The organism is Microcoleus sp. POL10_C6, from assembly GCF_036701585.1.
Classification (GTDB): domain Bacteria; phylum Cyanobacteriota; class Cyanobacteriia; order Cyanobacteriales; family Microcoleaceae; genus Microcoleus.
In genome coordinates this window covers 82,571-108,764 of the sequence record NZ_JAUBRB010000011.1, presented here as the reverse complement: position 1 = coordinate 108,764, position 26,194 = coordinate 82,571, and the positions used below count along the sequence as shown (strand labels likewise).

14 protein-coding genes are annotated in these 26,194 nt (G+C 46.9%); 5 read left to right on the top strand and 9 right to left on the bottom strand.

Going from position 1 to position 26,194, the window contains the following annotated elements; translation table 11 throughout:
* Positions 1 to 19: 19 nt before the first annotated feature.
* From QUA34_RS08845 to metK, 3 genes are all read right to left on the bottom strand, one after another.
* Complete coding sequence (locus tag QUA34_RS08845; RefSeq protein WP_333385756.1) at positions 20 to 1,936, bottom strand: HEAT repeat domain-containing protein; 1,917 nt, start codon at positions 1,934 to 1,936, stop codon at positions 20 to 22.
* A 459-nt stretch (positions 1,937 to 2,395) separates the two neighbouring features.
* The gene (locus tag QUA34_RS08840; RefSeq protein WP_333385753.1) at positions 2,396 to 3,571 is read right to left on the bottom strand and encodes a family 10 glycosylhydrolase; all 1,176 of its coding nucleotides are present in this window, start codon (positions 3,569 to 3,571) and stop codon (positions 2,396 to 2,398) included.
* A gap of 207 nt (positions 3,572 to 3,778) precedes the next feature.
* On the bottom strand, positions 3,779 to 5,041 hold the full coding sequence (metK, locus tag QUA34_RS08835) for a methionine adenosyltransferase (protein ID WP_333330769.1): 1,263 nt from the start codon (positions 5,039 to 5,041) through the stop codon (positions 3,779 to 3,781).
* 310 nt (positions 5,042 to 5,351) lie between these two features.
* On the opposite strand from metK, the gene QUA34_RS08830 reads away from it, so the two are divergent.
* The gene (locus QUA34_RS08830) at positions 5,352 to 7,076 is read left to right on the top strand and encodes an AAA-like domain-containing protein (RefSeq protein ID WP_333385750.1); all 1,725 of its coding nucleotides are present in this window, start codon (positions 5,352 to 5,354) and stop codon (positions 7,074 to 7,076) included.
* Positions 7,077 to 7,168: 92 nt separating this feature from the next.
* Here the strand turns inward: QUA34_RS08830 and QUA34_RS08825 are convergent, their stop codons facing one another.
* Both QUA34_RS08825 and QUA34_RS08820 read right to left on the bottom strand, forming a co-directional pair.
* A complete protein-coding gene (locus tag QUA34_RS08825; RefSeq protein WP_333330763.1) occupies positions 7,169 to 7,516 on the bottom strand; it encodes a rhodanese-like domain-containing protein in 348 nt (115 codons plus the stop codon).
* Positions 7,517 to 7,668: 152 nt separating this feature from the next.
* The gene (locus QUA34_RS08820) at positions 7,669 to 8,298 is read right to left on the bottom strand and encodes a hypothetical protein (RefSeq protein WP_333330760.1); all 630 of its coding nucleotides are present in this window, start codon (positions 8,296 to 8,298) and stop codon (positions 7,669 to 7,671) included.
* 196 nt (positions 8,299 to 8,494) lie between these two features.
* Between QUA34_RS08820 and rpsD the strand changes: the two genes are divergently transcribed.
* The gene (rpsD, locus tag QUA34_RS08815) at positions 8,495 to 9,103 is read left to right on the top strand and encodes a 30S ribosomal protein S4 (RefSeq protein WP_172190738.1); all 609 of its coding nucleotides are present in this window, start codon (positions 8,495 to 8,497) and stop codon (positions 9,101 to 9,103) included.
* A gap of 237 nt (positions 9,104 to 9,340) precedes the next feature.
* Here the strand turns inward: rpsD and QUA34_RS08810 are convergent, their stop codons facing one another.
* From QUA34_RS08810 to QUA34_RS08795, 4 genes are all read right to left on the bottom strand, one after another.
* Positions 9,341 to 10,543, bottom strand: a complete 1,203-nt coding sequence (locus QUA34_RS08810) for a catalase (RefSeq protein WP_333385746.1) — start codon at positions 10,541 to 10,543, stop codon at positions 9,341 to 9,343.
* A gap of 199 nt (positions 10,544 to 10,742) precedes the next feature.
* Entirely contained in the window at positions 10,743 to 12,389 is a 1,647-nt protein-coding gene (locus tag QUA34_RS08805) for a peroxidase family protein (protein ID WP_333385743.1), read from the bottom strand.
* A gap of 75 nt (positions 12,390 to 12,464) precedes the next feature.
* Positions 12,465 to 13,496 carry a DUF2235 domain-containing protein gene (locus tag QUA34_RS08800; RefSeq protein WP_333330752.1) on the bottom strand — a complete coding sequence of 344 codons (1,032 nt, stop codon included), beginning with the start codon at positions 13,494 to 13,496 and terminating at the stop codon, positions 12,465 to 12,467.
* 610 nt (positions 13,497 to 14,106) lie between these two features.
* A complete protein-coding gene (locus QUA34_RS08795) occupies positions 14,107 to 15,540 on the bottom strand; it encodes an MFS transporter (RefSeq protein ID WP_333385740.1) in 1,434 nt (477 codons plus the stop codon).
* A 717-nt stretch (positions 15,541 to 16,257) separates the two neighbouring features.
* Here QUA34_RS08795 and cbiD point away from each other — a divergent pair.
* From cbiD to QUA34_RS08780, 3 genes are all read left to right on the top strand, one after another.
* Complete coding sequence (gene cbiD / locus QUA34_RS08790; protein WP_333330749.1) at positions 16,258 to 17,379, top strand: cobalt-precorrin-5B (C(1))-methyltransferase CbiD; 1,122 nt, start codon at positions 16,258 to 16,260, stop codon at positions 17,377 to 17,379.
* A gap of 335 nt (positions 17,380 to 17,714) precedes the next feature.
* Complete coding sequence (gene guaA / locus QUA34_RS08785) at positions 17,715 to 19,328, top strand: glutamine-hydrolyzing GMP synthase (RefSeq protein WP_445242808.1); 1,614 nt, start codon at positions 17,715 to 17,717, stop codon at positions 19,326 to 19,328.
* Between the two features lie 713 nt (positions 19,329 to 20,041).
* Positions 20,042 to 25,921, top strand: a complete 5,880-nt coding sequence (locus tag QUA34_RS08780; protein WP_333385737.1) for a CHAT domain-containing protein — start codon at positions 20,042 to 20,044, stop codon at positions 25,919 to 25,921.
* Positions 25,922 to 26,194: the final 273 nt, after the last annotated feature.

Genomic DNA, 26,194 nt, shown 5'->3' with positions numbered 1-26,194 from the left:
GAAACCCGCTTTCTGCAGGTCAACTGTTGGCGATTGCGAGTTCTGGAGTTGCGGTAGTCAATTCGATCGCCAGTGCTAGCTTACCGTCTCTACCCAAAGCTTCATCGGCCAAGTGTACCATCCAGCGATTCGGCTTGGCTTGGGGTCTGGCGGCAAGCACAACCGCCCAAGCTTCCCGTTCCTTGCCGCGACCCAACAGCGCAGCACAAACAATCAAAGCTGTGGCAGTTGAACGGCTGATCCCACTTTGGCAGCAGATCAGCAAACTGCCTCTCTGCGACGAAATTTTGAGGGCGAAGTCAATAATTTTCAGTACATCCTCAAGGCTAGGCAAGATTTGATCGGGGTCGTCAACGGGGGTGTCGAGGTCGTTAAACTCCAGACACATTCGGTTCGGGATTTGATGAAAAGTTTTGGGTTCGGGCACACCCGGACTGCCGATCGATATCAGGTATTTGATCTGGCGCCCCACAGCGCGATCGACAATGTATTCGCTGGCTTCTACTTGCGAAGCAATCAGGATTTTCGGCAATTTTTCACCCGACAAATCTGCAGAGACTGAGGGATCAAAATCAACTGTTTCTGCCTCAGTGTTGACATCCGCCAAGTATTGGACAGCCAGCGCCCGAACGTCAGCAAATTCGCGATTTAAAGCTGTTTCCAGAGCAACAATAGCAGCCGTTGAGCCCATTTGACCGAGGGATTTAACAGCCTTTTGGCGCACTCCAGAATTTTCGTCCCCCAGCAACCGCACCAAACCTGCCACAGCTTCCTCTGTCCCAATTTCCCCCAAAGCAGCAGCAACTCTCCACCGCACATAAGATTCGGTGTCGCCAATTGCGCTCGCCAGTCCCGCGACCACCATTTTGGGCAATTTAGCATCTCCCTCTGTATTGATGTTCCCCAGGGCAACCGCCGCCCTGCCACGCACGAAAATATCTCGATCCGAGAGCGACCCGATTACGGCCACCATAGCCACCTCGCTGCTGATTTCCCCCAAGGCAGAAACTGCACTGCCGCGCACGTCTGAGTCCTCATGGTTGAGGGCTTGCACCAGCCCGGCTACAGCCGTTTCCGTGCCAATTTGTCCCAAGGCCTCGGCGGCCCTCAAAGAAACTGCATAGGAGTCGGGATCGTCGTGAAGCAATTCTACTAAGCCGGGTACTGCCTCACAATCGCCGATTTTCCCCAAAGCCGCCGCGGCCCTAGCCCGGACGATGTGATTTTCGTCTCTGAGGGCATTCAGCAGCCCGGGAACTACCTCAGAGACGGCGATTTTCCCGCAGTTGACGGCAGCCCGCCAGCGAACCTCGGAGTCTTGGTGTTTGAGGGCTTTGAGCAGCGCGGGGACGGCTGTTTTCGGGTTAATTTTGCCCAAAGCCCAAACAGCCCAGGCGCGCACCCTCGACTCTGGGTGTTTGATGGCTTTGAGCAGTGCTACGGCGGCTAATTTCGAGTCAATTTCTCCTAAAGCCCAAGCGGCCCAAGCTTGGATTTGGGAATCTTTGGATTCGAGCGATCGGGCTAATTCAATTACTGCTGCTTCGGAGCCTATTTTCCCGATCGCTCGAATCCCATCCAGGCGCACTGCACTTTCTTTGTGGTTCAATGCGGCCACCAGCATCGGAATTGCCATATCTGAACTTGTGAGGGCCAGCAGTTGAATTTTGAGCAGCGGCGAAGTGGGGATTTTGTCGATTAATTTTATTGTGGCTATTTGAAATTCTGGCTTTACCGTTCCTGCTAGCTTCGAGCCGAGTTTTAAATTTACTTTTAGAGCTAATTTTACTGCCCGCAACGCCAGACTTTGCTGTTCTACTTGCGGCAATATAGTCGCCAAGGTTCGCATCCCTTGTTTTTGTTTCAAATATTTTTGATGGAATTGAGCATCGCTGAGCTGGGGTAGCTGTTCGATGAGGCTTGCTGCTGAGGTCACTGATTTATCCTAATATTTTGGCGAGCGGTTGAGATTGCTCTTTTAAACTGTCTTTAAAAAATATGGTGTCTACAAAACGCTACTTCTAAAAAAAAGCTTGCACCCACTTCTAAAATATGTCTTATTCCACTATTTTTGCAACTCCCCAATTATTAATTATTGGGTTTGTTGGGGCAATCACCTTGACAATTAGTAGCGCTTGCTGCTTCGCATTGCTGGGTTTTGAGATAGCCTAACTCTGCTATATCATTTTATCCTCACATCTTGCACCATTGTCAGCAACAGGCAAGATAGCTGTTCCACAAGAAAACTCACCCTTTGTGGAATAGGCATCTTGCCTGTTAATCAAAGCTTATGGAGAATGGTGCCACATCTTATTTTATACCAACTTGGTTTGGAATAGCGATCGGCGCAGTTGACCGCAGCCAACCGAAAACAGATTGATGGCGGGACAATCTCTCAACGAGCATAGGGCCCTTTTTTCAAAACCTTAGCCAAAGCGTTATCGTTATCTCGCAAACCTTCGTAAAAAAACATCACTTCTCCTTGAATGCCGCAAGAGCGGTTGTAAGCAATTACTTGCAACAACAGTTCGGGAGTTATGCTATATTTGCTGCCTCGATTCGTCAACAAAATACCGGGCGACACGCACTTTACTTGCTGCCCGCTAAGCTGTCCCGACATCATTTTATCGACCAATTGTTTGTAAGCATTAAAATCGCGGCGATAAAACTGCGGGTGAAGCAGATCCACCAAATTTTTGTCAACCCAAGCTTTAGAATCTTGCAAATATTCCACCAGCCCCCAGTCATAAGGACTCGGCGACATCGATAGCAACAAATCAGGATTAATCGCTTTCACTTCTCGGTATAAACGAGCCACAAAGCCAGTAATAATATCAGCGCGCCACTGCACCCAATGTTGTTCTTTACAATCCGATGGTGCGGCTCTCCCGCATTCTTCTCGATAGCGTTTAACCGTTTTTTCGTCGTAACCGCCTTCTACGGGAAACGCAATGCGATCGTCTCCTTGAACGCCGTTTACCGGATAATTCTTAGCAACTTCCAGCATCAACCCCAGCACAAAGTCTTGCACTTCCGGGTCAAGAGAATTCATCCAGTCAAAGTTATTTTTCTTAAGTAAATTGCCGCTGGCATCACGGGCAATCCACTCAGGTTTTTTCGCCAGCAAATGACCGCCCTTGCGATTGTAAGAACTCACAAATCCGTATTCAAAACAAGGAATCACTTTTAAACCAACTCTCTTGGCTTCAACACATATTTCCGCTAAAGGGTCGCGACCTTGATAGCGCGAGTCAATTTCCACCCCAAAGTTTTCTCGCATTATCTGAGAAGGATAAGCCGTATAACCCTGGCTCCAAATTATAGGAAAAACGGTATTAAATCCCGTATCGGCGAGAAAGTCCATTGCCTCAGCAGTTCGCTCTTTTGATGTTAGAACTTTGGAGTCAGTGGTGGTTATCCAAACGCCGCGAATTCCACCAGGATTGTTAGTTGCAAACGAACTGGGCAGCGTTGCTGGATTTGGTGCAGAAAATCCAGTCGTCGCCAACCGCTGTTGGAGGGAAGAGGCAAAACTGCGAATTGCTGATTGGAAAGGTGTGAAAAAGCGCATTTATTTAGTCTTTTTTTCTTTGAAGGTGGGCACTGAACCCGCTACGTTATTATTGATTGGTAGCACCCGGTATTATTTATGGATAAGATGCGCCGAAGAACACCCGATATTATTTATGAATAAGGTGCGGAGTACGCACCCTACATTCATTGATAGCACCCGATATTATTTATGGATAAGGGGCGCAGTACACGCCCCAAAATTGTACTATCCAGCAACAGCAGACAACTGCTGGCTCAAAGCTGCTTTCAAAAGTTCCGCCTTATCAGTTTCCTCCCAAGGCAAATCTAAATCAGTGCGTCCGAAGTGACCGTAAGCCGCCACATCTTGATAGAAACGGCCGCCTCTTTCAGCAGGCAAATTCTGCAAGTTAAATGCCTGAATGATTCCCGCAGGACGCAGTTCAAAATGCTGCTTCACAACTTCCAAAAGGCGATCGTCATCAACTTTTCCAGTGCCAAAAGTTTCGATCATCATGCTAACCGGCCGCGCAACGCCGATCGCATAACTCAACTGCACTTCGCACTTTTCGGCCAAACCAGCAGCTACGATATTTTTAGCAACGTAGCGACAAGCATAAGCCGCGCTGCGGTCTACCTTGGTGGGGTCTTTCCCAGAAAAAGCGCCGCCGCCGTGACGGGAATAGCCGCCGTAGGTATCCACAATAATTTTGCGGCCCGTCAAACCCGAATCTCCTTGAGGCCCGCCGACCACAAATTTGCCGGTAGGGTTGACAAGGAAGCGAGTTTCTGCATCCGGCTTCACGCTAATATCGGCAAACACAGGTTGGACGATAGCAGTCCAAAGGTCTTCTTTGATCTTGGCTTGAACTGCGGCTGTGTCTGTGATGTCGCCGATCGTTTCGGTGTGCTGCGTAGAAATTAAAATCGTATCTATGCCAACGGGTTTGCCGTCCTCATAGATGACTGTAACTTGGCTTTTGCCGTCGGGACGCAGGTAAGATAACTGACCGGTTTTGCGGACTGCGGCCAGTTGACGGCAAATCCGGTGCGCTAAACTGATCGGCAGAGGCATCATTTCCGGCGTTTCGTTGCAAGCAAAGCCGAACATCAAACCTTGGTCGCCGGCTCCGATGGCGTCTAATTCCTCTTCACTCGATTGTTCCCGGCTTTCGTGGGCTGTATTCACCCCTTGAGCAATATCGGGAGACTGAGAATCAAGAGCCACCAACACTGAGCAACTATTGGCCGAAAAGCCGTTGTCAGCGTGGATGTAGCCAATATCGGCTATTTTTTTCCGGGCTAATTCTATGTAATTTACCTGAGCTTTAGTGGTAATTTCGCCCGTCAGCAGCATTAAGCCGGTGTTGACGACAACTTCGGCTGCGACGCGGCTTTTGGGGTCTTCAGTCAGTAAGGCATCTAAAATCGTATCTGAAATTTGATCGCAGATTTTATCAGGATGGCCTTCAGTGACCGATTCAGAGGTAAACAGGTAGCGACGTGACAATGATTATTTCTCCTTTGATGGGGGCTCTTCCTGCGCGACATTGACGACCGACGAGTTATTTTTCCGGTAGCCAAGAATGAGCGCGTCTGGGCTACCGTCGAATTTTTGTCGGTCTGCAGAGCCGTGTTGAAGCAGGGTTTGAGACTGGGTAAAGTGACACTACTATAGCAAAGTCAGTTCCGGGAAGTCCCTAAAAACTTAGATTTTGTAGGATTGTCGATCGATCTTGGACACCGCTCGTCTACTTCCTAACCTGACAAAGGTTGACGCACAGTAAGATACAGTCAGGGTATCGCCTTGCACAATGACTATGGCTGGACTCCAAAAATCACCAAACTCGATCCAAACAGTTGCCGACCTAGATTTTCCCGGCGGCCCCATACCGCTTGACTCTCCATTTTATATTGAGCGCTCAGGGGCCGAAGCGTTGGTCTGTGCAGAAATTAGCAAACCCGGAGGCCTTGTTCGCATTAAAGCTCCCAAAAAAATGGGCAAAAGTTCGCTGATGCTGCGGATAATGCACGCGGCAGTCGATCGTGGATACCGCACAGTAACTGTAGACTTTCAGCAAGCCGACGCAGCGGTTTTTGCTAGTTTAGATAAATTTTTACGCTGGCTTTGTGTCAATGTCGCTCGGCAACTCAAACTCGAACCAAATATTGATGAATTCTGGGATGAAGATATGGGCAGCAAGGTAAGCTGCACAATTTACTTTGAAAACTATTTGCTCGAACTAATTGATAGTCCCATTATCTTGGTGATTAACGAAATAAATCGCATATTTGAACGCACTAACATTGCTCAAGATTTTCTTTCTATTATCCGTTTTTGGTATGAACAAGCTCGCGCTAGCACAACTTGGCAAAAACTCCGCATTGTTGTCATTCATTCGACCGAAATTTATATTGCTTTGAGGCTTAATCAATCTCCATTTAATGTAGGAATGCCGATGAAACTCTCAGAATTTACTGCTGAACAAGTTCAAGATTTGGCGTGCAGACACGGACTGAACTGGAGCAATAGCGATCCGATCGAGCAATTAATGAACATGGTAGGCGGGCATCCTTATTTAGTGCATTTAGCGCTGTATCACCTGGCAATTTTGCAACAAAATCGCCTCTCAGTCGATCGGGATGAACCAGGGCAGGAACTGGGGCTAGCCAAGTTGGCAGAACTTTTAACAGCAGCTCCTACTCACAGCGGAATTTATAGCGACTACTTGCAAAATCAGTCGATCGCCATTCAACAGCAGCCCGAACTCGCCTCCGCCTTCCAACAAGTTGTCGCTGCTAAAAATAGCATTCACCTTGAACCTTTGATGGCTTATCAGTTAGAGAGCATGGGATTGGTCAAATTAGAGGGAAATAACTGTAGTTTGTCTTGCGAATTATATCGCCTGTATTTTCAAGGGCAAAATTTGTGCCAGGACAAGTTATTGGTGGTTCGTTTTGAGGAGTTGCAGCAAGAAAATCAAAGATTGCAAGCTTTGGTGAATGTGGACGAACTTACTCAAATTGGCAACAGACGGTATTTTGATAGTTGCTTGCGAACGGAATGGAAACATATGGCTCGCGAGGGGTCTCCGATATCTTTAATTTTGTGCGACCTCGATTATTTCAAAATATATAATGATACCTACGGACATCAAGCAGGAGATGAGTGTTTGCGATCGGTAGCTCAGACAATTCGCCGATCGCTCCCGCGGCCTGCTGATGTAGCTGCTCGCTACGGGGGCGAGGAGTTTGCTGTGATTTTACCTGAAACTGATGCGTCGGCGGCTGTGGTTGTTGCCGAACAAATTAGAGCGAAAGTGAAAGATTTGAATATTCTTTTTAACCCGCAGAGTCTTGACGGTCTACCTAATTCTGTGGTAACGATTAGTTTCGGAATTGCCAGCGTTGTTCCGAGCGAGGAAAATGATGCGATAACGCTGCTAATGGCGGCTGATGAGGCTCTTTATGACTCGAAAAGGCAGGGGCGCGATCGGCTCACTATGAGTAAGCTTTTAAATTTTCGATTGGCTGCTGTTAATTAGGTAATTCGGGGGAAATATATTTCGCTTATACAGATACAAAGTCCGCCCGCGCGGACTCTGAAGAAAACGATAGTTAAGAACTGGATGTGATGTTAATAGCGGGGGACGGTTCGATCCACCACCATTGAGTAAGCATCGATGCCGCCAACGATATTTTTAACGTTAGTAAATCCTTGAGTGGCTAACCAGTGGCACATTTGAGCCGATCGCACTCCGTGGTGGCACAGAACTAGGGTTTCGGTGTCGCGATCGAGTCTAGCGTCAATTGCACCAGACCATTCGGCAAACTCGCTCAGCGGAAAAGCTACAAATCCCGGCAGCGCCGCGAGTTCAATTTCGTAAGGTTCCCGCACGTCTACAAGCTGCAATTTCTCAGCATTGGTTTCTGCTAATTGACGAGCTAATTCTTCGACTGTAATTTGAGCAAAAATTTCTGACATTTGATTATAAAAAAGTAGTCAGTTGGCAGTTGGCAGTTGGCAGTTGGCAGTTGGCAGTTGGCGATTGGCAGTAGCTAATAGCTGTGGAATAACAAATAACAACTAACAAATAACAACTAACAACTGACCACTGACAACTAACAACTGACAAATTAATTGGGGGGCGAAGGCGGTGAAATTAGCTCCACAGGAGGCGTCGGTGCAGGGCGTCCGTCCAACTGGCTCACGCTGTCTCTGGGGTCAAGACAAGTGGCGATTAACCTGTCAGTGGGAAAGTCGAGCCTGCCGCTCAAACCGACTACGCATTCAGAAAACTGTTGTGGTAATAAACTGCGGCGGCATCCATCGAGCACTACCAGGGGATCAGCAGGTTGAGTTCGACTTTTGCCGTTAATATTCACTACGCAAGTAGCCAATTCTTTGGGACGCCTCACCCGCCGACAGCTAGAGAGCGCTTCGACACCCGAAATATTGGTTTTGCGGTTGATTTGGAGGGCGCATTTAGATATGTCGCGGGGGCGGAGGGCGTCAGCACAAGCGGCGGCTGCTGCCTCTGCCCCCACTCCGGCTTCGATTAGTTCTAGGGCGCAGACGCGATAGGGATTCCTAGAGCGAGGGATTCTAATAGTGATGGCTGATGCTGGTGAGATTGGCAGTGCTGTTGCCAACAAACCGAGTGCTGCTAGCTGCGTGCCGAGAGCTAATATCCAGCGCGCGGTAGGGTTTGAGCCTGTCGGTGCTGGCTTTGGGGAAGAAGTGCGGGAAAAATTGCGGTTGTGCATGGCAGATCGAGTAGTGAGTTCTTTTGGCTGATTGGGGCGATCGAGCGATCGGCTTTTCCTTCAGAATTTACCTCACATTATGGCTCGCGCTGCGGTCGATCGTTTTTTTATCGATCTTTATTTGAATTTTGACCGTTACCAACATATAATATAGAGTCTGCATAAAATTGCATACAGATATTAGAGAGGAAAATAAATGTCTCGATATCGAGGCCCCCGATTGAGAATCGTCCGTCGCCTGAAAGAGTTGCCGGGTCTAACCCGCAAAACCCCCAGACGAGATTATCCGCCTGGACAGCACGGTCAAAACCGCAAAAAGCTCTCTGAGTATGCGGTTCGTTTGCAAGAAAAGCAAAAACTCCGTTTCAATTACGGTGTGACGGAACGCCAACTGCTCCGTTACGTCCGCAAAGCCCGCCGTGTCACGGGCTCCACAGGTCAAGTGTTACTGCAATTTTTGGAAATGCGCTTGGACAATACTGTGTTTCGGATGGGAATGGCTCCAACCATTCCGTCCGCTAGACAATTGGTAAATCACGGTCACATAACTGTCAATGACCGTGAAGTCAATATCGCCAGCTATCAGTGCAAGCCTGGTGATGTGGTTGCTGTGAAAAATAGAGAGCGCTCGCGCACAATGGTAGAAGCTAATCTCAAAGACCCAGGCTTGGCTCACTTGCCGAATCACTTGGAATTTGATAAGCAAAAACTGGTTGGCAAAGTTAACGGCGTTATCGAACGCGAGTGGATTGCTCTACAGATTAACGAACTGCTAGTGGTGGAATACTACTCACGGCAAGCTTAATTTATTAGTCATCAGTCGTTGGTCATTAGTCATCAGTTGGTTGCTAGCAGAATAATTAATAATTGGGTACGAACCCAGTTATTGATTAATTGCTACTGAATAATGAGGACTAAGGACTGAATCACTAAAAATTAATAATTTTCAACATTCCCACCCCCTAAAAAGGGATGGGATTTTTTGAAGGTTTCGCTTGTTAATATCGTTTCCGGTGGGATGTCCCCGACAAAAATTATTCCCTTAAAAAGTTTCTTCTCCGGTTGGTTCTTGGTGGACAAGACCTCGCTTTTGAAGGCGATAATTCGCTACAACGGGGTAAACAACACCGCGTATGCGATTGATCGCACCTACAGGACGATGAACTGCTAAGCCGTTCCAGGGAGAATATCTCAGGTTTTCGTTGAAATCCGATTGTTTTTCATAATCAATAATCTGATGCTTGACGGTGAGACGACCTACTCTCAAGAAGGGTGAATCCTTTTCCTTCCAGACATTGATGCCATCGTCGATCGGCATTTTTAGGCTGGTTTGGAACTGGATGCCAAACTCCCACCAGTATTGGGCATCAGGTTTCGCTAAGGCTTGAATTAGATCGTCCCGGTAATAATTGTCTGGTTTATTGGGATCTAAACCCAAGGCTTTAGCACGATCGACAAAGGGAAATTTAGGAATTCCCGGTCGAGATTGTTCTGGAATTATCTCGTGCGGTGGTTTGGATGAAACCGGAGTAAACCCATACTTAATTACAGCAGGATATTCGACAGGAACTACACCAGGCTGGGAGGGATCGAAATCGGGATAGAGACCCAAAGCAGAGGGTGAACCGCTCCAATATTTGGCTGTTAGCAAACTCTTCGGAGTCCGGCTACCAGTAAGCGTCGAGACCGCTAGAAAGTGTCTGGGATGTCGTATTAGCCACTTTTTCAATGCCTCTGGTGATTCAACCAGAGCAGAAAAAAAGCCGTAGTAGTCTTTGATGGTTTGGCTCACAAATAGCTCTGAATTGTGAACAATGATGTCCTGGGTTTTTGACTCGTGGCTTTGCGTGAGTCGTTCCCCTTCCACCCCCATCACTTTCACTGATATTGAGCGCGAATCTTTTTGGTAATCAGGGTATACTTTGGTAGCCCCGTTAGCAAATCGCAACCAAACAGGATATTCTTTGGGTTTTGCTAGCAAACCTTGCTTAAGGGAAATAGCATTGAGTCGCGAAGAACTTAACGAAGCGCGTTTGCCCAATTCCCGTTTAATCGCTTCCTCATCAAAGTCAAAAATTTCCAGAGTTCCTTTAACGCAGGCATGAGCTTTGGCGTGAGTATCTCGCAGCGCCCGCTCCTTATCCCCGTAAAGATTATCCATCCGAAGCTTGGCCTGCTCAACCAAAAGATCGTAATATTTGCGTTCGTCCTGTTCGGGATATTCGGTAAATAACTTCTTGCTCATAACATAACCTTCGGTTAATCGCTAAAAAAGGCTCTACACAAACCGTTGCATCTGTTAAACAGTATAAATGCTGGTGCAATTGCTTCCGAATTGCAGTAGCCGATCGCTTGCGAAAATATCGCCTTTTTCTTCCTCATTTTTGAGGGCGCAGGTGTGTTTGCGCCCCCCACTACCTTGAGTCTTAGTTGTCAGCTACAACTTAAAGATCGAAGGAGACTTTGTACTTAGGATCGCTTGGAGGAACATTACGATTCACTAAATCAGAGACTGTTTTGGTATTTTGGATAATTTCCCAACCAACCTCAGAAAAAGTTTCCTTATTGAAGACTTTAGGCGATAACAAAGGATTAGTTAAAGCTTGGGAGAAAGCATCAATGCCAATTATCCGTGCTACTAAAGGCGGAATTGCTGAATTTTGGCGGACATCTTCAGCGTACAATCCCACAAATAATTCAATCTTATCAACATGACCGTACAACTCTTTTAATTTCTGTTGAGCGTATTCGTCACCCGTAATTTGATTGAAATCAGTCACCCTGGGATAACCACACATTTCGCGGTAATCGTTATAACTGGCTAACTGCGCCTGCCGTCCGAGTTTAACAGATGCTAGTTCGGTAGCATCAATAAATGTATAGGGTGTTCCCGCGATCTTAAAATCAGGTGTGTTAAACAAACCAATTCTAGTGCCTGGTTGGGAACAAGTTTCTTCCATCAATGCACCCAACCCTTTATCGATTAACATCTGATTATTCCAGAGGGAATCGTACATGGATTGTTCTTTACCGTCATAGATAAAGGTTTCCGGAACCGCACTATGCCAGCGATAGACAAAACTAAACTCAATCGCCATCCAATTTTCTCGATACCAGCTTTCCTTGGTAAAAGCTTCAGGATCGGCAAAGAACCTAAAATTATAGGGCGTAATGTGGAAAATGTACTCTTCCATAATGATATTGAGAACAATCACCATGAGAATATTTCTCGCGGTTTGGAAGAGCCTCTCATCGTCCCATTGCGGATAGCTTTTGGACAAAACATCACAAATTCGATTATGCTCCCTGATACATAAAGTGTTGAGCATGACATAGCCAATTTGGACGTTTGCCCGTTCAACTCCCATTGCAAATAGCTTGCTTTTCTTTTCGGGGGGTTGTCTTTTCTCATCATTAAGGGGTGCATGAAGACCTTCAAATTGAGGATCGACAATACCCTGCTCAGGATCGGCATAATAAAAGAGTGGATACTCTTCTTCTACGCCATCTTGGCGCTTGAGTTTTTGAGTTTTAAATTTACCATCTTTGAAAGCTCTGAGCATATTTGTTTGTTTGCGGGTCAACCCGTAAACATTACACATATCAATCTGATGGTTGGAGGTATTTTTGAAGCGGTTTTGCTGATCTATCCGGAGAAAACTATCTGTAAACCACTGCACCCAATAGGGAAAAAGCAGGGTCGATTTTTCTGAATAAATGGTTTTTCCATCTCTTTTTTGGAATAAGGTCTTTACTTTTTCCAGTGGTGGTAAATTCCCTTCTTTGTTAAATTCTGGGTCGGGAGGTAAATGTCGCCCAGTATAAGTCTTGTCTGTAAGTGAATCCCAAGAGATGTAGGTATCAGTTTTCTTGGGAATATCTGTCCCTGGAATTTTGGGATCTAAGCCCATTAAGCTATAGGGAAGCGGGCGAGTGGGAAGTTTGTAAATGATACTATTGAGAAAAAATTTGTTTAGTTTACGTTTCAGAGGCTCGTAACTTTGAACTAAATCCCAAATTGGTTTGAAATGAGTCAACGTATATGCTAAAGCTTTGTTGCTGAATCCATCTCTAGATGTATCTCTTGTCATGATTGCTTTTCCTTTCGATTGTGGTAGATTAGATCGTCTTCTTATGTTCGGTTCTGAGAGATTGATAAAGTTTGATTATTTTTCTATATTTTCAATTACTTTGGAGAGAATCTTTTGCAGGTTTTTAGGCCGATAGTCTTGGCGTTTTTTCAATCGCTCGATCGCGCTTTCATGAAGATCCTCAAGGGTCTCCCCCACCTCGCGCCACTTGATTCCTGCAAATTTGAAGAACCCAGGATTGTTTTGAAATGAAGCCTTATAATCAGGCTTGATATCCTCAATAGCCTCTGGCTCGAATTCCAGCTTCAATTCAAGGTCACTGATTTGATCCAACATCCACTTTAAGACAGCATCTGATAACCCGCGGTATTCTGGCGTACCACCGCCGATGCAGCCATGCTCGCCTGGAAACCAAACTTGACGAAGCTTCTGGGTCGGGGCATCAGGATTTTTCTTCATCAGGGTAACATCAAAGACTTCGCGAATTTCGTCGATCGCAACGGCGTGCAACGCATTCTCAATATCCTTATTTAAAGTGGTGTCGTGGAATTTGTACCTTGTTTTGATCTGTCCCTCAAACTTCTTCAAGGCGGGTACAAGAGGAATACCAAGGGCTCCAACGGTGTCGAAACAACCAAGCAAGGTAATCGGGACGCGATCGCCCTTATCTTTGCCGTAATTTTCGCGGAAACTCTTTGCTTCCGGATGCTTTGGTGAAATCTCTCGCTTACGGTAAAGCTCGTAAGCTTGTGATGCCATGGTAACGTTACGGCGGGATAGGAGACCGGAGCAATAGATCATCCCCGCTAGACTCCTGACTGTGTAAGCACCGCGACTGAACCCGAATAGATAGATTTCGTCACCCTGATCGTAGTTGAAAGAAAGAAAACGATAGGCATCTTGTATATTTTTATCGATTCCCAGCCCAGTGACTCCGCCCACAATCTTGTTACTGTCTACTCCAATTCCCTCGTCATAAAACACGATCTGCGGAACCCCGTCACTGGCTGTCCGTTTCACGGCCTGGGCAAGCCTAACCACATTAGTTGGGCACTGAGTATCTAGTTTGTTCCAAGTTCCATCACAGCAAACGATTAAACGTTTCATTTTTAAATTCTCTCTTTGAATCTGAAATTGGATAGCGAGGTGTCATTAGTAATCGGTTACAAGAGAATTGCCAATTCCCGTTTTTGTATCGCGTCAGGCGATCGCTCCTAATTTCTTGCTCGACCCTATTGTTATCTGGCTGGGCAATCTTTAGCTATTTCGATTCTCCGGATATTAGTCCCAAAATACCATCTAGTCGAGTTTATTGTATTAAAATGTGAATCTTATTTATATTTCTTAACTTCAAAACTTAGAGCGTTAAACCGTAGGTTTGGTTCGGAGAAAATGCTCGTTTCTGCTAAAACGTAAAAAATTCAGAGTGTGAAATAGTAGCTTTGGTTAGGGAAAAATGCTCGATTCTCCTAACAGAAGTAGCGCTCCGACGCCCTAGCTAAGAAACATTTAAACACATTTACGCTATGCCAGGTCAGTTTTTAGAACAGCTATATCTGATCTATTTGTCATTTAGCTGCAAGATAATGGTGACGTAGGGGACGAACAAGTGGCAGCTTTGGACTATGTTTTGGATTAAAATTTGTTTTAGCCGCTCTCAGATTTTCTGCGGTGGGCTTTTCTGGTTTCTCGATCAGTAAATTTGTGCGAAAATTTCCTAGCCCCGGTTAAATTTGAAACGTCCAAAAGTGGGGACGATCGACCGCAGCGACTGGCTACGAGGTTCTCGCACCAAAACCAAAGGCAGCAAGCCTACCAGCCGCACAGCAGCCGAGAGGGCAAACAGTGATCCCAAACTCATGCCCGGAAGTTCGGCAAGAAAGCCGCCGGCGGTAGTTCCCAAAGCCCCAGCTAATCCCGAAACCGCTGCGGCGATCGCAAAATAAGTCGAAGGTTGCTCGATCGACGCTATCTCCATTTGAATATTGTTACTACACAGGGCGATCGCCCCTAAAGTCGTTCCCCCCAACAAGTGCAGCAGCGGCAGCCACACCCACACCGAAAACGGGTAATTGCCCGTACCCAACCACAGCAAAGGCGTTACCGCCACCACCAGCCCCACCGCCATTAGCAGAGGGCGATTTCCCCAGCGATCGGCCAACTTACCCCAAAACATCAGCAGCAGTAGATTTGCCCCGGAACTTAAGCTGGTGTAAACCGTTACTAAACTCACATCCAAGCTTAAATCTTTCAGCAGGTAGATATTAAAAAAAGGCGCGCTGAGATTAACAGCAAATGTCCACACACTGAAGTACAGAATAAACATTAAAAAATTAGAATCTTTCAGCACAGAAGGCACAAAATCTGTTATTTGCTTTGCTTTTTTCTCTGTAAGTCGATCTTTCTGTGCATCTTTTTTGTAGACCTGGGGATTCACATCAACCATGAAGCATTGACACCCCAAACTAATCATTCCCGCCAAAACACCCACCAATAAAACAATACCGTAGCCCAAAATTGGACCGCCGTCCCAAGTTGAAACTCCCAATCCCATCAACGGCACTCCCAGCAAAGTGATGAGGCTGACAGCACTGTTGCGAAAGCCAAAATAGCGTCCCCGCAAGCGCTGAGGCACCACAGTAGCCATCCAACTGAACCAGCTAGAATTGGCAAAAGCTGCCAGCACGCTAGCTGCTACGACTGTTACCAGTGTCCATTGCAGCAGTTGGTGGAGGTCTGCGTGCTGGGAACCCCAAACAATTGCCACCGCCAGCACCAGCCACAGCAGCCGCGACACGCCGAATACAAATAGGTTGTACCAGTGGCGGCTGGTTGTCTGATCTGCGATGTAGGCTCCTAATGGTTGCAGGAGATTTACCACCATCGGAATAGCCGAGAATATACCTATTTCCACGCTGCTCGCCCCGAGTTGCAGCAAGAAGTTGCTCAGCAGCACGCCGCCAGTCGCCGACTCGAAGACAGCCGCGAAAACGCCGTCTAAAGTTGAGGCTTTCAGGGTCGATCGAACGTCTTTTTTAGAAATTTTGAGAGCTGTTTTTGCAGAGAGAACGAGCTGAAATATTTTCGGGTCTACTATTTCTGGAGTCTGAAGAGATAGAGGTTCATTTAACTCTGCAACTGGTTCAACCATAGTCAATCGATTTTAGATTGTAGATTTTAGATTTTAGATTGGAGAATTGAAGTAATAGGGTTAGATAAAACCAGCCCCACCTTCAAGAGGCTAGCTCGAAAGTAGGACTGGCACGTCCGGGTAATTCATATCAATATAAATGACTGGCAATCGCTAGGACATCAACCGCTTGGGAGATATAAATTGGGTAATTGTAAAAAAGTAGGTTGTAGGGCTTAACAAAGAAGCGATCCCAGCATTTTGCCTGCCAAAAATTGCTCAAATTCCGCCTCAAACACGTCCCCCAAAGGCCCAAGCAATTTAGCGCCCGATCCTCGACTCGCCTCTGGCACCTTTACGGCTAGCTAAATCTATAGAATGAAGGACGATCGACTTGCCGAATATTGCTGAAGGACGATTTGTACCTAATTCCTGGAATCCGTTGGTTCAGTCCTAGCGCTGGCGATCGAGATTCCGGGTTGTTTATGGAAATCCCCCGCAGGTGCTCGCAAGGCTTCGGAGTGGGTTATTGGCGATCCTCTACGAGGGTTCCGCTACCGCACCTCAAAAAAATTGTGGCTGAGATCGGGAACTGCTAGGACAAAATTATTACTTGACAAAAATTACGCTAACTGCAGATAATAGCAAACCCTAGAATTAAACTTAAACGTTTGAGAGATATCACTGCTAAGGTGTGATGTCGATTCTCAGCAAATTTACGGATTTCTGCATTAGATTGTGACCAAAACTCAACCTTTATCCGGGTATACACTGCCAGTATTTGCCTGTGCGGCCGCACTTGCAGCTTTGCGGTGCTTGCGTGAGGGTATTCACTCTCTAGATAGCGTATCAGTAAATTTACTGGAACCGCCAATAACGGTAGAAATTCCGATCGAACAGGCGTCTGTACTCAAAACTGGTACCGCTTTAGGTGTGACTCGCTCCGATCCGGGGGACAATCTCGATCTGACTCGCAATACCCCCGTTTGGGCAATGGTGGAATTGCGGAGAGAAGGAGAGGGGGAACAAATACAGATTGTTGGCGGGGAGGGAATTGGACATCATAAAGCAGGTGGAGGAGCGGCAATCTATGATTACGCAATGCGGCTGTTGCGATCGAATCTGAGCCGAGAACTCGCAGGGGGAGAAAAAATTACTGTCACCCTGATTCTGCCGTCTGGGCGGCAACTAGCCACCCGGACTTCTAACGAAGCTTTCGGCGTGGTAGAAGGACTTTCGCTGCTGGGTACAACTGGCATTTCTCAACCCCTCAGTGCCCCTGGACAGTTGGAACTTTACCGCGAACAACTGCAACAAAAAGCCGAACTGTTTGACTGTTTGGTTTTCTGCATCGGCGAAAACGGTTTGGATTTGGCGCGACAACTGGGGATTAATCCTGAGAGGCTAGTCAAAACCGCTAACTGGCTCGGCCCGCTGCTGGTAGAAGCAGGATATCAGGGCGTGCAGTCAATTTTGCTGTTTGGCTATCATGGGAAACTGATGAAATTAGCGGCGGGAATTTTTCACACTCACCACCACCTCGCTGACGGGCGCAGGGAAATTCTCACAGCTTACTGTGCTAAAGCTGGAATGCCTGCCGATGCGTGTTCCGCAATTTTTGCCGCAGCGACAGCCGAAGATGCTCTCGGGCAATTGCGGGCTTTGGACGCCCAAACTGGCAGCAATTGGGTCGATCAAATTTACGGCGACATCGCCCGACAAATAGACTTGCGGTCATCGGATTGCATTTTTACTCACACTAACTTGCACATCCCCGTGGGCTCGGTGATGTTCGGGCGCGATCGCAAAATTATTGTTAAAAGTGAAATAGGAGATACATTTTTGACCCAAATTTGTTAATGTAGTGTGAATACCCCTGAATTCTGTTTAAAACATCGGTCAGGGAGAATATTTAACAAGTAATAATTCTCTGTCCCTAGACCTTAATTATACTAGGTTGCTTCTGGAAGTTATTTCTGAAGCAAGAATTCAATTAATTAGGGTAAGGAGCGAAGTAAATCTATGCTTGCCTTGTACCCGATTAATAGACTAACATCGCTGACTGCAATCTAGTATAAATAAGATTTATTCCTAGCGACCAATGGTTCCTCGCCTTCCTTAGAATTGTACTGAGACCGCGACAGATACGTCCGCTACTTTCTGCCCAATTATCACTTAGCAATTACGCAATAACCGTGACTACTAAAATAGAAACTGAATCCGTTCTCACAAACTCTTTAATGCAGCAGATTGATCGCCAGATCATCGTGATTCTCGACTTCGGTTCGCAATATTCCGAACTGATTGCTCGTCGAATTCGCGAAACTCAAGTATATTCAGAAGTTATTTCTTACCGCACTACTGCTGAACAGTTAAAAGCTATCAATCCTAAAGGAATTATTCTTTCAGGAGGCCCGAGTTCTGTATACGATGAAAAAGCACCCCACTGCGACCCAGAAATTTGGAATTTGGGAATACCGGTGTTGGGAGTGTGCTACGGGATGCAGTTGATGGTCAAGCAGCTCGGAGGCACGGTTGAGCGATCGAAATTAGCGGAATACGGCAAGGCATCGCTATTTATTGACGATCCTACGGATTTGCTGACAAATGTCGAAGAGGGCAGCACGATGTGGATGAGCCACGGAGACTCGTGTACTCAACTGCCGACGGGTTTTGAGATCCTCGCTCACACGGACAATACTCCGTGTGCTGCTGTTGCTCACCACGAGAAAAATTTGTACGGTGTTCAGTTTCACCCAGAAGTAGTTCACTCGATCGGGGGAATAGCTTTAATTCGCAATTTTGTTTACCACATTTGCGAGTGCGAACCGACTTGGACGACAGCTACTTTTGTTGAGGAATCGATTCGCGAAATTCGCGCACAAGTGGGGGATAAACGAGTTTTGCTGGCTCTATCCGGCGGTGTAGATTCTTCTACTTTGGCTTTCTTGCTGCACAAGGCGATCGGCGACCAACTTACCTGTATGTTTATCGACCAAGGGTTTATGCGGAAGTATGAACCAGAACGGTTGGTAAAATTATTTAAAGAGCAATTCCACATTGACGTTGAGTATGTTAATGCTCGCGAACGCTTTTTAGCTCAACTTGAAGGGATTACCGATCCTGAAGTAAAACGCAAGCGGATCGGTCACGAATTTATCAACGTATTTGAAGAAGAATCGAAGCGTCTGGGCCCCTTCGACTACCTCGCCCAAGGTACTCTTTATCCTGATGTGATTGAGTCGGCTGACACTAATGCAGACCCGAAAAGCGGCGAACGAGTTGCTGTTAAAATTAAAAGCCACCACAACGTCGGCGGTTTGCCGAAAGATTTGCGATTTAAGCTGATTGAACCGCTGCGAAAACTGTTTAAGGATGAGGTGCGAAAAGTCGGCCGATCGATCGGGCTTCCCGAAGAAATCGTGAACCGACAACCTTTCCCAGGCCCGGGATTGGCGATTCGGATTATCGGAGAAGTTACCTCCGAGAGACTAAATATTTTGCGGGATGCTGACTTCATTGTTCGCCAAGAAATTAACCGGCACGGATTGTACGGTGAACTTTGGCAAGCTTTTGCAGTTTTGCTGCCGATTCGCAGTGTAGGCGTGATGGGCGATCAGCGCACTTATGCTTACCCGATCGTTCTGCGATTTATTAAGAGTGAAGACGGGATGACGGCTGATTGGGCGCGGGTTCCTTACGATTTGTTGGAACTGATATCGAACCGGATTGTGAATGAGGTTAAGGGGGTGAACCGGGTGGTTTACGATATTACTTCTAAGCCGCCGGGAACGATCGAGTGGGAGTGATTTCTAGTTAGGGATTAAGTAGGCGGACTAATTTTTTGTCTGTCTACTTATTTTGATTTTGGATAAAAGGGGGATTCCCTCTGGGATAGCTACGCTTTACGGGCTTCAGGGGATGGGGGAGTGGGGAGGTGGGAAGGGCGATCGCTTTTATAGAACCCATTTGACATTTTTTACTGTATTGAAGTAAAGTGACTGCAAAATTCGTATCAAGAAGTAGTTATGCCATACTCTACCAGCCTCACAGACGAAGAGTGGATCATCCTCGAATCTTTGTTTTTTCCGGTTGTGGCAAGGTAGGGGAAGAGAACGGGTAAATGCTTGGATATAGACGTGCAAAATCCTCGTCAGTAATTTTTAGAGAACTCTAGTTGATGCAAGTGCCAAGGTTAATCTTTGTTTTATTACAAGACTTTGGACAGTTTTTGATAACCAACCGTAGAATATCGCTTTCAAGGCGATTCGGCAATCGAACTACCAAGGAAAAATCAAGGGTTTCAGACTAGGAACTAAAAACTCTCCCGACTATTGTTATTAGGCTGATGCCGATCGGGCTTGCAGCCGCTTATATCTCAAATGGGTTCTGTAAACGTTCGCCAGTTGAGCTATGAGCGCACTTTTTAACCTGCTGAGATTAAACTCGACTCATGTTTTTTGAGGAAAAAGTTTTATTATAATTTAAGCGTGTTCAGCAAAAAAAATCAGGGAGAAGTCTAATGATTACAACAAGAATAACTCAAAGATATCAACAGCAACTTTTGACTTATACTTGGGTGGTATCTTTAGGTTTATTACTATTCTCACCTGCGGCTACAGGACAGCAAATTACTCCGTCTCCCGATGGCACAGGAACTGCTGTTAATGCCTCCGGCAATCAATTTAACATCAACGGCGGACAGCGCTCAAAAGACGGCACTAATCTCTTTCATAGCTTTCAGCAGTTTGGACTCACAGACGGTCAAATTGTTAACTTTATTTCTGATCCAAATATTCGCAATATTTTAGGGCGAGTTGTGGGTGGCGATGCTTCTTATATTAACGGTTTAATTCAAGTAATAGGCGGTAGTTCTAACTTATTTTTGATGAATCCGGCGGGGATTGTTTTTGGTTCCAACGCTCAACTGAACGTGCCTGGTTCATTTTTGGCAACGACAGCAACCGGAATCGGATTTGGCAACAATTGGTTTCAGGCAGTTGGCGTTAATGAATACGCTATGCTGATAGGAACGCCAAGCATTTTAAATTTTGGTACAGCTCAGCCAGGGGCGATCGCAAATTTCGGTCAACTGAGCGTACCTAACGGGCAAACGCTAGCTTTAGTAGGCGGAACAGTTCTCAGCCCCGGTACTTTGTCAGCACCTTCCGGGCAAATTGCGATCGCATCAGTGCCCGGAGAAAACTTAGTCCGCATTTCTCAAGCAGGGCATTTGCTGAGTTTAGAAATTTCCCCCTCTTCTAATCTAGGTTCTGCTTCTGTGCCGTTGAGTCCCCTCACCCTGTCCCAACTGCTGACAGGGGGTAGCAGCAACGCTACAGGCGTTACAGTTAACAGCGACGGCAGCGTACAGCTAACGAATTCAGACTTGCGGGTAGAAGCTGGCGATGTGGCAATTGCCGACACTCAGGCAACAGGTGCCAACCAAAATTTAGCAGTGTCTGCTCAAACGGCTACTGTGTCAGCGGCGCGTAACCTGACCCTAACAAACAGGCAACTACAAACAACCGGTGACTTGAAATTGCAAGCGGGGGAAATTGTCCGCATTCGCGACAGCGTGGCTAACTCTTTTGTTACTGATGTGGGTGGAAACCTAACCGTGCAGGGCGATCGCCAAATAGACATCCAGACGCGCAATCACTCCCAAAGCTTACTGAGTGCTGACGGCCGCATCACACTTACCAGTAACGGTACTGTATCCGGTGATGCCCTATTCAGAGCTGGCAGCGATTTCTCAATTGCCACACTTCAAGGTAGCCCCGGCAACTTCACAAGCTCAGGCGGTTCTACGATCGTCTCAGGCGGAAACGTCTCTTTTGGTAATTACGCAGGCGCTTCTCTGGGAGTGCAAGCCGAAGGCGCGATCGCAGCCGGCGATCTCGCTATCACTTCCGCATCTAGCGATCGACCGCAGTTGGTTTTTACTGCTGGCAACCTACCCACTCCCCTCACTGGAGAAAGCACTCTAGCACCCGCCAGTTATTCGCCTGCCAACATTCAAGTTGGCAATATCGCGATCGCAGGTTCAGTTTTTTTAGGCGCGGCAAACAGCATTCAAGCAGCATCCATTACTTCAAATGGCGGAGATATCGCGCTGGTAGCGTCCGGGGACATCGCAGCGGAAAACCTGAATACTTCAACTTTAACAACGAGCAATGCCGGCAATATTACCCTCTACAGCGCGGGGGGAAGCATCAATACGAGCGCCAACACCTTGAACGCTTCCTCGATAATCGGTAACGGTGGGTCAATTTTCCTATATGGGACAAACGCGATCGCCACCGGTGGAATTACAACCTCTAGCTTCCTGGGAAACGGAGGCAAAGTCACCCTTTATGGAGAAGGCAACATCAGTGCCGGCAGCATCGACACTAGCGGAATCACAGCAGGCGAGATCAGCTTGCTTAGCAATCGAGGTGCGATCAACATCGGCGCCGAGACGCTGAACGCGAAGGGTGGCAGCGGAGGGGGTAACATCTCTCTCAATGCTTACGGCAATATAGCAACGGGAAATATTCTCTCTAGCGGTGGCAATATTACCCTCAGCAGTCAAGCAGGTGCGATCGGCGTCGGCGATCTCAACTCTGGCAGCGGCAGTGCAGGTGGGGATGTCGGGCTTTTGGCATTTGGTAGCATTGCAGCCGGCAACATTACTTCAAACGGTGGCAATATCGGCCTCAATAGTCTCAGCGAGAACAACAGCAGCATCAGCGCCAGAAATTTTGATTCGAGTTCTAACAGAGGAGTGGGAGGCGCGATCGAACTCAAAACTGCTGTGGGTAATTATGAGGGTGACATTGTCACTGGTAATATAACCTCCGGTGGCGGTCGTATTTCTGTGTTGAGCGAAGCCCGCAGCTTTAACGCTGGCAATAGTACCCTAAATTCCAGCTATAGCGGTGGAGTTGGAGGCGAGATCGAAGTAAATACAGGGCCTGTAACTCTTGGAAATGTCATTTCTGGAGGTGGCTCGATCTTATTTCAAGGCGACCTCAACGTCAGTGGGGTAATAAATTCTAGTTCCAGCACGGGGAAAGGTGGCGTAATCGAGATTGAAGGATACGATGTTAGTGTCAGAGATATTATTTCCGGGGATAGCGCGATTGGTTTTCGGAATGAGCCACTTGGGGGAACCACGCTTAATATTGGCGCTTTAAATTCTACATCTGCCCAAGGGAGGGGTGGCAATATTGAGATTAGGGCGGGTCGTTTAACTACTGTAGGCAACATAACTTCTGGGGGTAGCGCGATTCTCCTTCAAGCCGAATCCAGTCTTAGCGCCACCGGAGACAGAATAGATTCGAGTACAAGCGCAGGGGTTGGCGGTAATATTGTACTCCGCTCCAACGAAGACATCACTGTAGCGGGTTCTATCCTTTCTGGAGGAGGCAACATCAGTTTGCTCACCTCTGGTGACAGTATTAATGCCAAAAACAGCTTCCTCAGCTCTGTAGCTGAGATTGGCCTACCAGATGGAAACATCACTTTACAAGCTGGGAACGCGATCGCTCCGGGTACTATCCTGACCTATGAGGGTAGGATTCGCCTCGCTACTAGCAGCAATGACCCCAACAGCATTGATACCAGTGGCAGCCGATTAATATCTCTGACCGCTCCTACCCTTGTTTTGGGCAGTCCACGATTAGATATTTGGGTAGGTTTCGGCTCTGGGAGTGGTGGGTATGCTCCCACACTACCGCCAGAACCACCAGCACTCGCAGCACTCGCACCACCTGCGATTCAATTCCCTGCGATCGCACCTCTAGGCTTAGGTGTTTCACAACCAGATAATCCTGATACTCCTTCATCTGGGTTAGCTCCCACCCTGCCGCCAGAAATCGGCGTGCTAGAACCATTAGAATTTCCTTCTCCTGGGTTAACTCCCACGCTGCCTGCAGAAAGGGGCGTGCCAGAACCATTACGTCTCCCAACCACCACATCACTGGTACCAACGCTTGCAAACTCAGATGCAATACCAACTGCAGCAGCCACTGTACCTGTCTCAGTGCAAGTCTCTAATACACAGCGAGGAAATCCTAATGCCCTTGCCGCTCAACAATTGAGCCAGCTTAATGGCGATCGAAATCGCGAACCTCAAAACTTAGCAAGCCTGACACCGAGTACCGCTCAATGCTTAACTGAGGAACAATTACTGGGGCAGCAACCAGGATTGCCTCTCCAGACTGCGCCAAAAGACTACAGCAAAGCGATCGCCTGCTACCAGCAGAATTTAGAGCTGGCGAGACTCTCCCGCGATCGCGCTAGGGAAGGCTACGCGCTCAACAATCTAGGCGCGACTTACTACGCGATTGGAGATTATGAAAAAGCAATTTCTTATCACCAGCAGCGCTTAGCACAAGCTGAATCCAGGGACGATTTATTGGGCAAGGGACAAGCTTTTATTGGTTTGGGAGCTGCTTACGGCGCGATTGGCAATTATAAAAAAGCAATCGAATACTACCAGCAAAGTTTGGAAGTAGCGCATGCCCTAAAATCGGCTGATTTAGAGGCGAGTGTTCTGAGAAATTTGGGATTACTTTACTATGCTCAAAAAGAGTATAAAAAGGCAGTTGAATATCAAGAGCAAAGTTTAGCGATCGCTAAACAGCAGCGCGATCGCCGAGGCGAAGCTCTTGCTTTGAGCAATTTGGGATTAGTACACTATTCCCTAACCGATTATGCCAAAGCAATTGATGATCAGAAGCAAAGTTTAGCGATCGCGTCAGCACTGGGCGATCGCTTCGTTCAAGGTCGTGCTCTAGAGAATTTAGGAATTGCTTACTATGCTGTCAAAAATTATAGTCAAGCGATTGAGTCTCACCAACAAAGTTTAGTCATTGCCAGAGAACTGAGCGATCGCCACGCTGAAGGTCGCGCACTCACAAATTTAGGTGACGCTTTATACAAAGCAAAGCAACCAGCAGAAGCTATCAAAGCTTTATTTTCAGCCATTGAAATTTGGGAATCTCTGCGGTCAGATTTAGAAAATAACGACCTCAATTTAGTTTCAATTTTTGAAACCCAAGAAACAAGTTATAGTACGTTGCAAGAAGTGCTTGCTAATCAAAATCAGCATAAGAAAGCGCTAGAAATAACAGAGCGGGGACGGGCGCAAGCTTTTGTTAGATTATTGACCAACCGTTTTTCTTCCCAGTCAGCCCAGGCTACCCTAAAGTCATCGGAAAGTCAAATAAAACCCCTCAACATCCAGGAAATTCAGCAAATTGCTAAAGAACAAAATTCTACTTTAGTTTCTTACTCGATTATCAAAGAAGTTAGAGAAGCTGATGGTCAAAGAAAGCTGCAAGATTCAGAACTTTATATCTGGGTAATGCAGCCGACCGGAAAATTTGACTTTCGTCGCATCACTTTGAAAGGTTTGGTTGAGGAAAAAACTTCATTAAAAGCCTTGATTACTGAAGGTCGTTGCTTCATCCCCAGTTGCCTGCGAAACAAGCAGCGCTCCCAACCAGCTACAAATCCCACGCCAACCCGGCCTATTGTCGAGCAACGATTTTTAAACCCGTCATTGCAAGAGCTTTATCAACTACTGATCGAACCAATTGCTGACCTTCTACCTCAAGATCCAGCGTCGCGAATTACCTTTATTCCTCATGAATCTTTGTTCTTAGTTCCCTTTGCCGCGTTGCAAGATAGTTCGGGAAACTACTTGATAGAAAAACATACTATTTTAACAGCACCTTCAATTCAAGTGCTGTCTTTAACCAAGAAACAGCAACAGCTTGCTTCCGGAAAAGGTGCGCTAGTCGTTGGGAATCCTACCATGCCAAGTGTTGCCTTTACGACGAACCAACCTCCTCAACAACTGTCATCACTCCCACACTCTGAAACCGAAGCGATCGCGATCGCTCAACTTTTGAATGCTGAACCGCTTACAGGCGACAAAGCGACAAAAGTAGCAGTTTTACAGCAAATAGAGCGATCTCGCATCGTGCATTTAGCAACTCACGGCATCCTGGATGACGTGGAGGGATTGGGGGTACCTGGAGTCATCGCACTTGCCCCAAGCAAGGATGACAGTGGTTTACTCACTGCTAGCGAAATTTTCAATTTGAGGTTGAATGCCGAACTCGTCGTTTTGAGTGCTTGCAATACGGGTCGCGGTCGTATTACAGGTGATGGCATCATTGGTTTATCACGCTCGTTTATTGCAGCAGGCGTTCCGAGTGTTGTAGTTTCTCTGTGGTCAGTATCTGATGAATCAACAGCCGACTTGATGGCGGAATTTTATCGGCAGATGCAACTAACGCCTGATATTGCCCAAGCGCTGCGGAAAGCCATGCTGGTGACATTGGTAAAACATCCTAATCCTGTAGATTGGGCCGCTTTTACCCTCATTGGCGAAGCAGAGAAACGTTAACCGGGAAAAGCAGATTTTCCTGTCGTCAAGAGGTAGTTCTTCCTATGAAGGTCTGAAACTTTTGCACAGCAGGAAGTTCAGACTCGTGTAAGACGAAAATTATTACGGTGTGATAGTCAAAGGGCTGAAGGTGGGTTGTAATTGTTCCACCGCTGCATTGGTTTCAATGTTGTGACTTCAATCACTGGTAACACGGACTTGGTTCACCCAATATTTTCAGTATTATCACGGAAAAAAACTAGCACCATCACTTGCTCTTAGAAGAAACCACGA

What these genes read in the sequence shown, in the direction of transcription:
- QUA34_RS08840 (WP_333385753.1), bottom strand. Translation starts at nt 3,571, where the DNA reads ATGCGCTTTTTCACACCTTTCCAATCAGCAATTCGCAGTTTTGCCTCT.
- QUA34_RS08820 (WP_333330760.1), bottom strand. Translation starts at nt 8,298, where the DNA reads ATGCACAACCGCAATTTTTCCCGCACTTCTTCCCCAAAGCCAGCACCG.
- QUA34_RS08805 (WP_333385743.1), bottom strand. Translation starts at nt 12,389, where the DNA reads ATGACAAGAGATACATCTAGAGATGGATTCAGCAACAAAGCTTTAGCA.
- QUA34_RS08795 (WP_333385740.1), bottom strand. Translation starts at nt 15,540, where the DNA reads ATGGTTGAACCAGTTGCAGAGTTAAATGAACCTCTATCTCTTCAGACT.
- QUA34_RS08825 (WP_333330763.1), bottom strand. Translation starts at nt 7,516, where the DNA reads ATGTCAGAAATTTTTGCTCAAATTACAGTCGAAGAATTAGCTCGTCAA.
- QUA34_RS08800 (WP_333330752.1), bottom strand. Translation starts at nt 13,496, where the DNA reads ATGAAACGTTTAATCGTTTGCTGTGATGGAACTTGGAACAAACTAGAT.
- QUA34_RS08830 (WP_333385750.1), top strand. Translation starts at nt 5,352, where the DNA reads ATGGCTGGACTCCAAAAATCACCAAACTCGATCCAAACAGTTGCCGAC.
- QUA34_RS08810 (WP_333385746.1), bottom strand. Translation starts at nt 10,543, where the DNA reads ATGAGCAAGAAGTTATTTACCGAATATCCCGAACAGGACGAACGCAAA.
- rpsD (WP_172190738.1), top strand. Translation starts at nt 8,495, where the DNA reads ATGTCTCGATATCGAGGCCCCCGATTGAGAATCGTCCGTCGCCTGAAA.
- QUA34_RS08780 (WP_333385737.1), top strand. Translation starts at nt 20,042, where the DNA reads ATGATTACAACAAGAATAACTCAAAGATATCAACAGCAACTTTTGACT.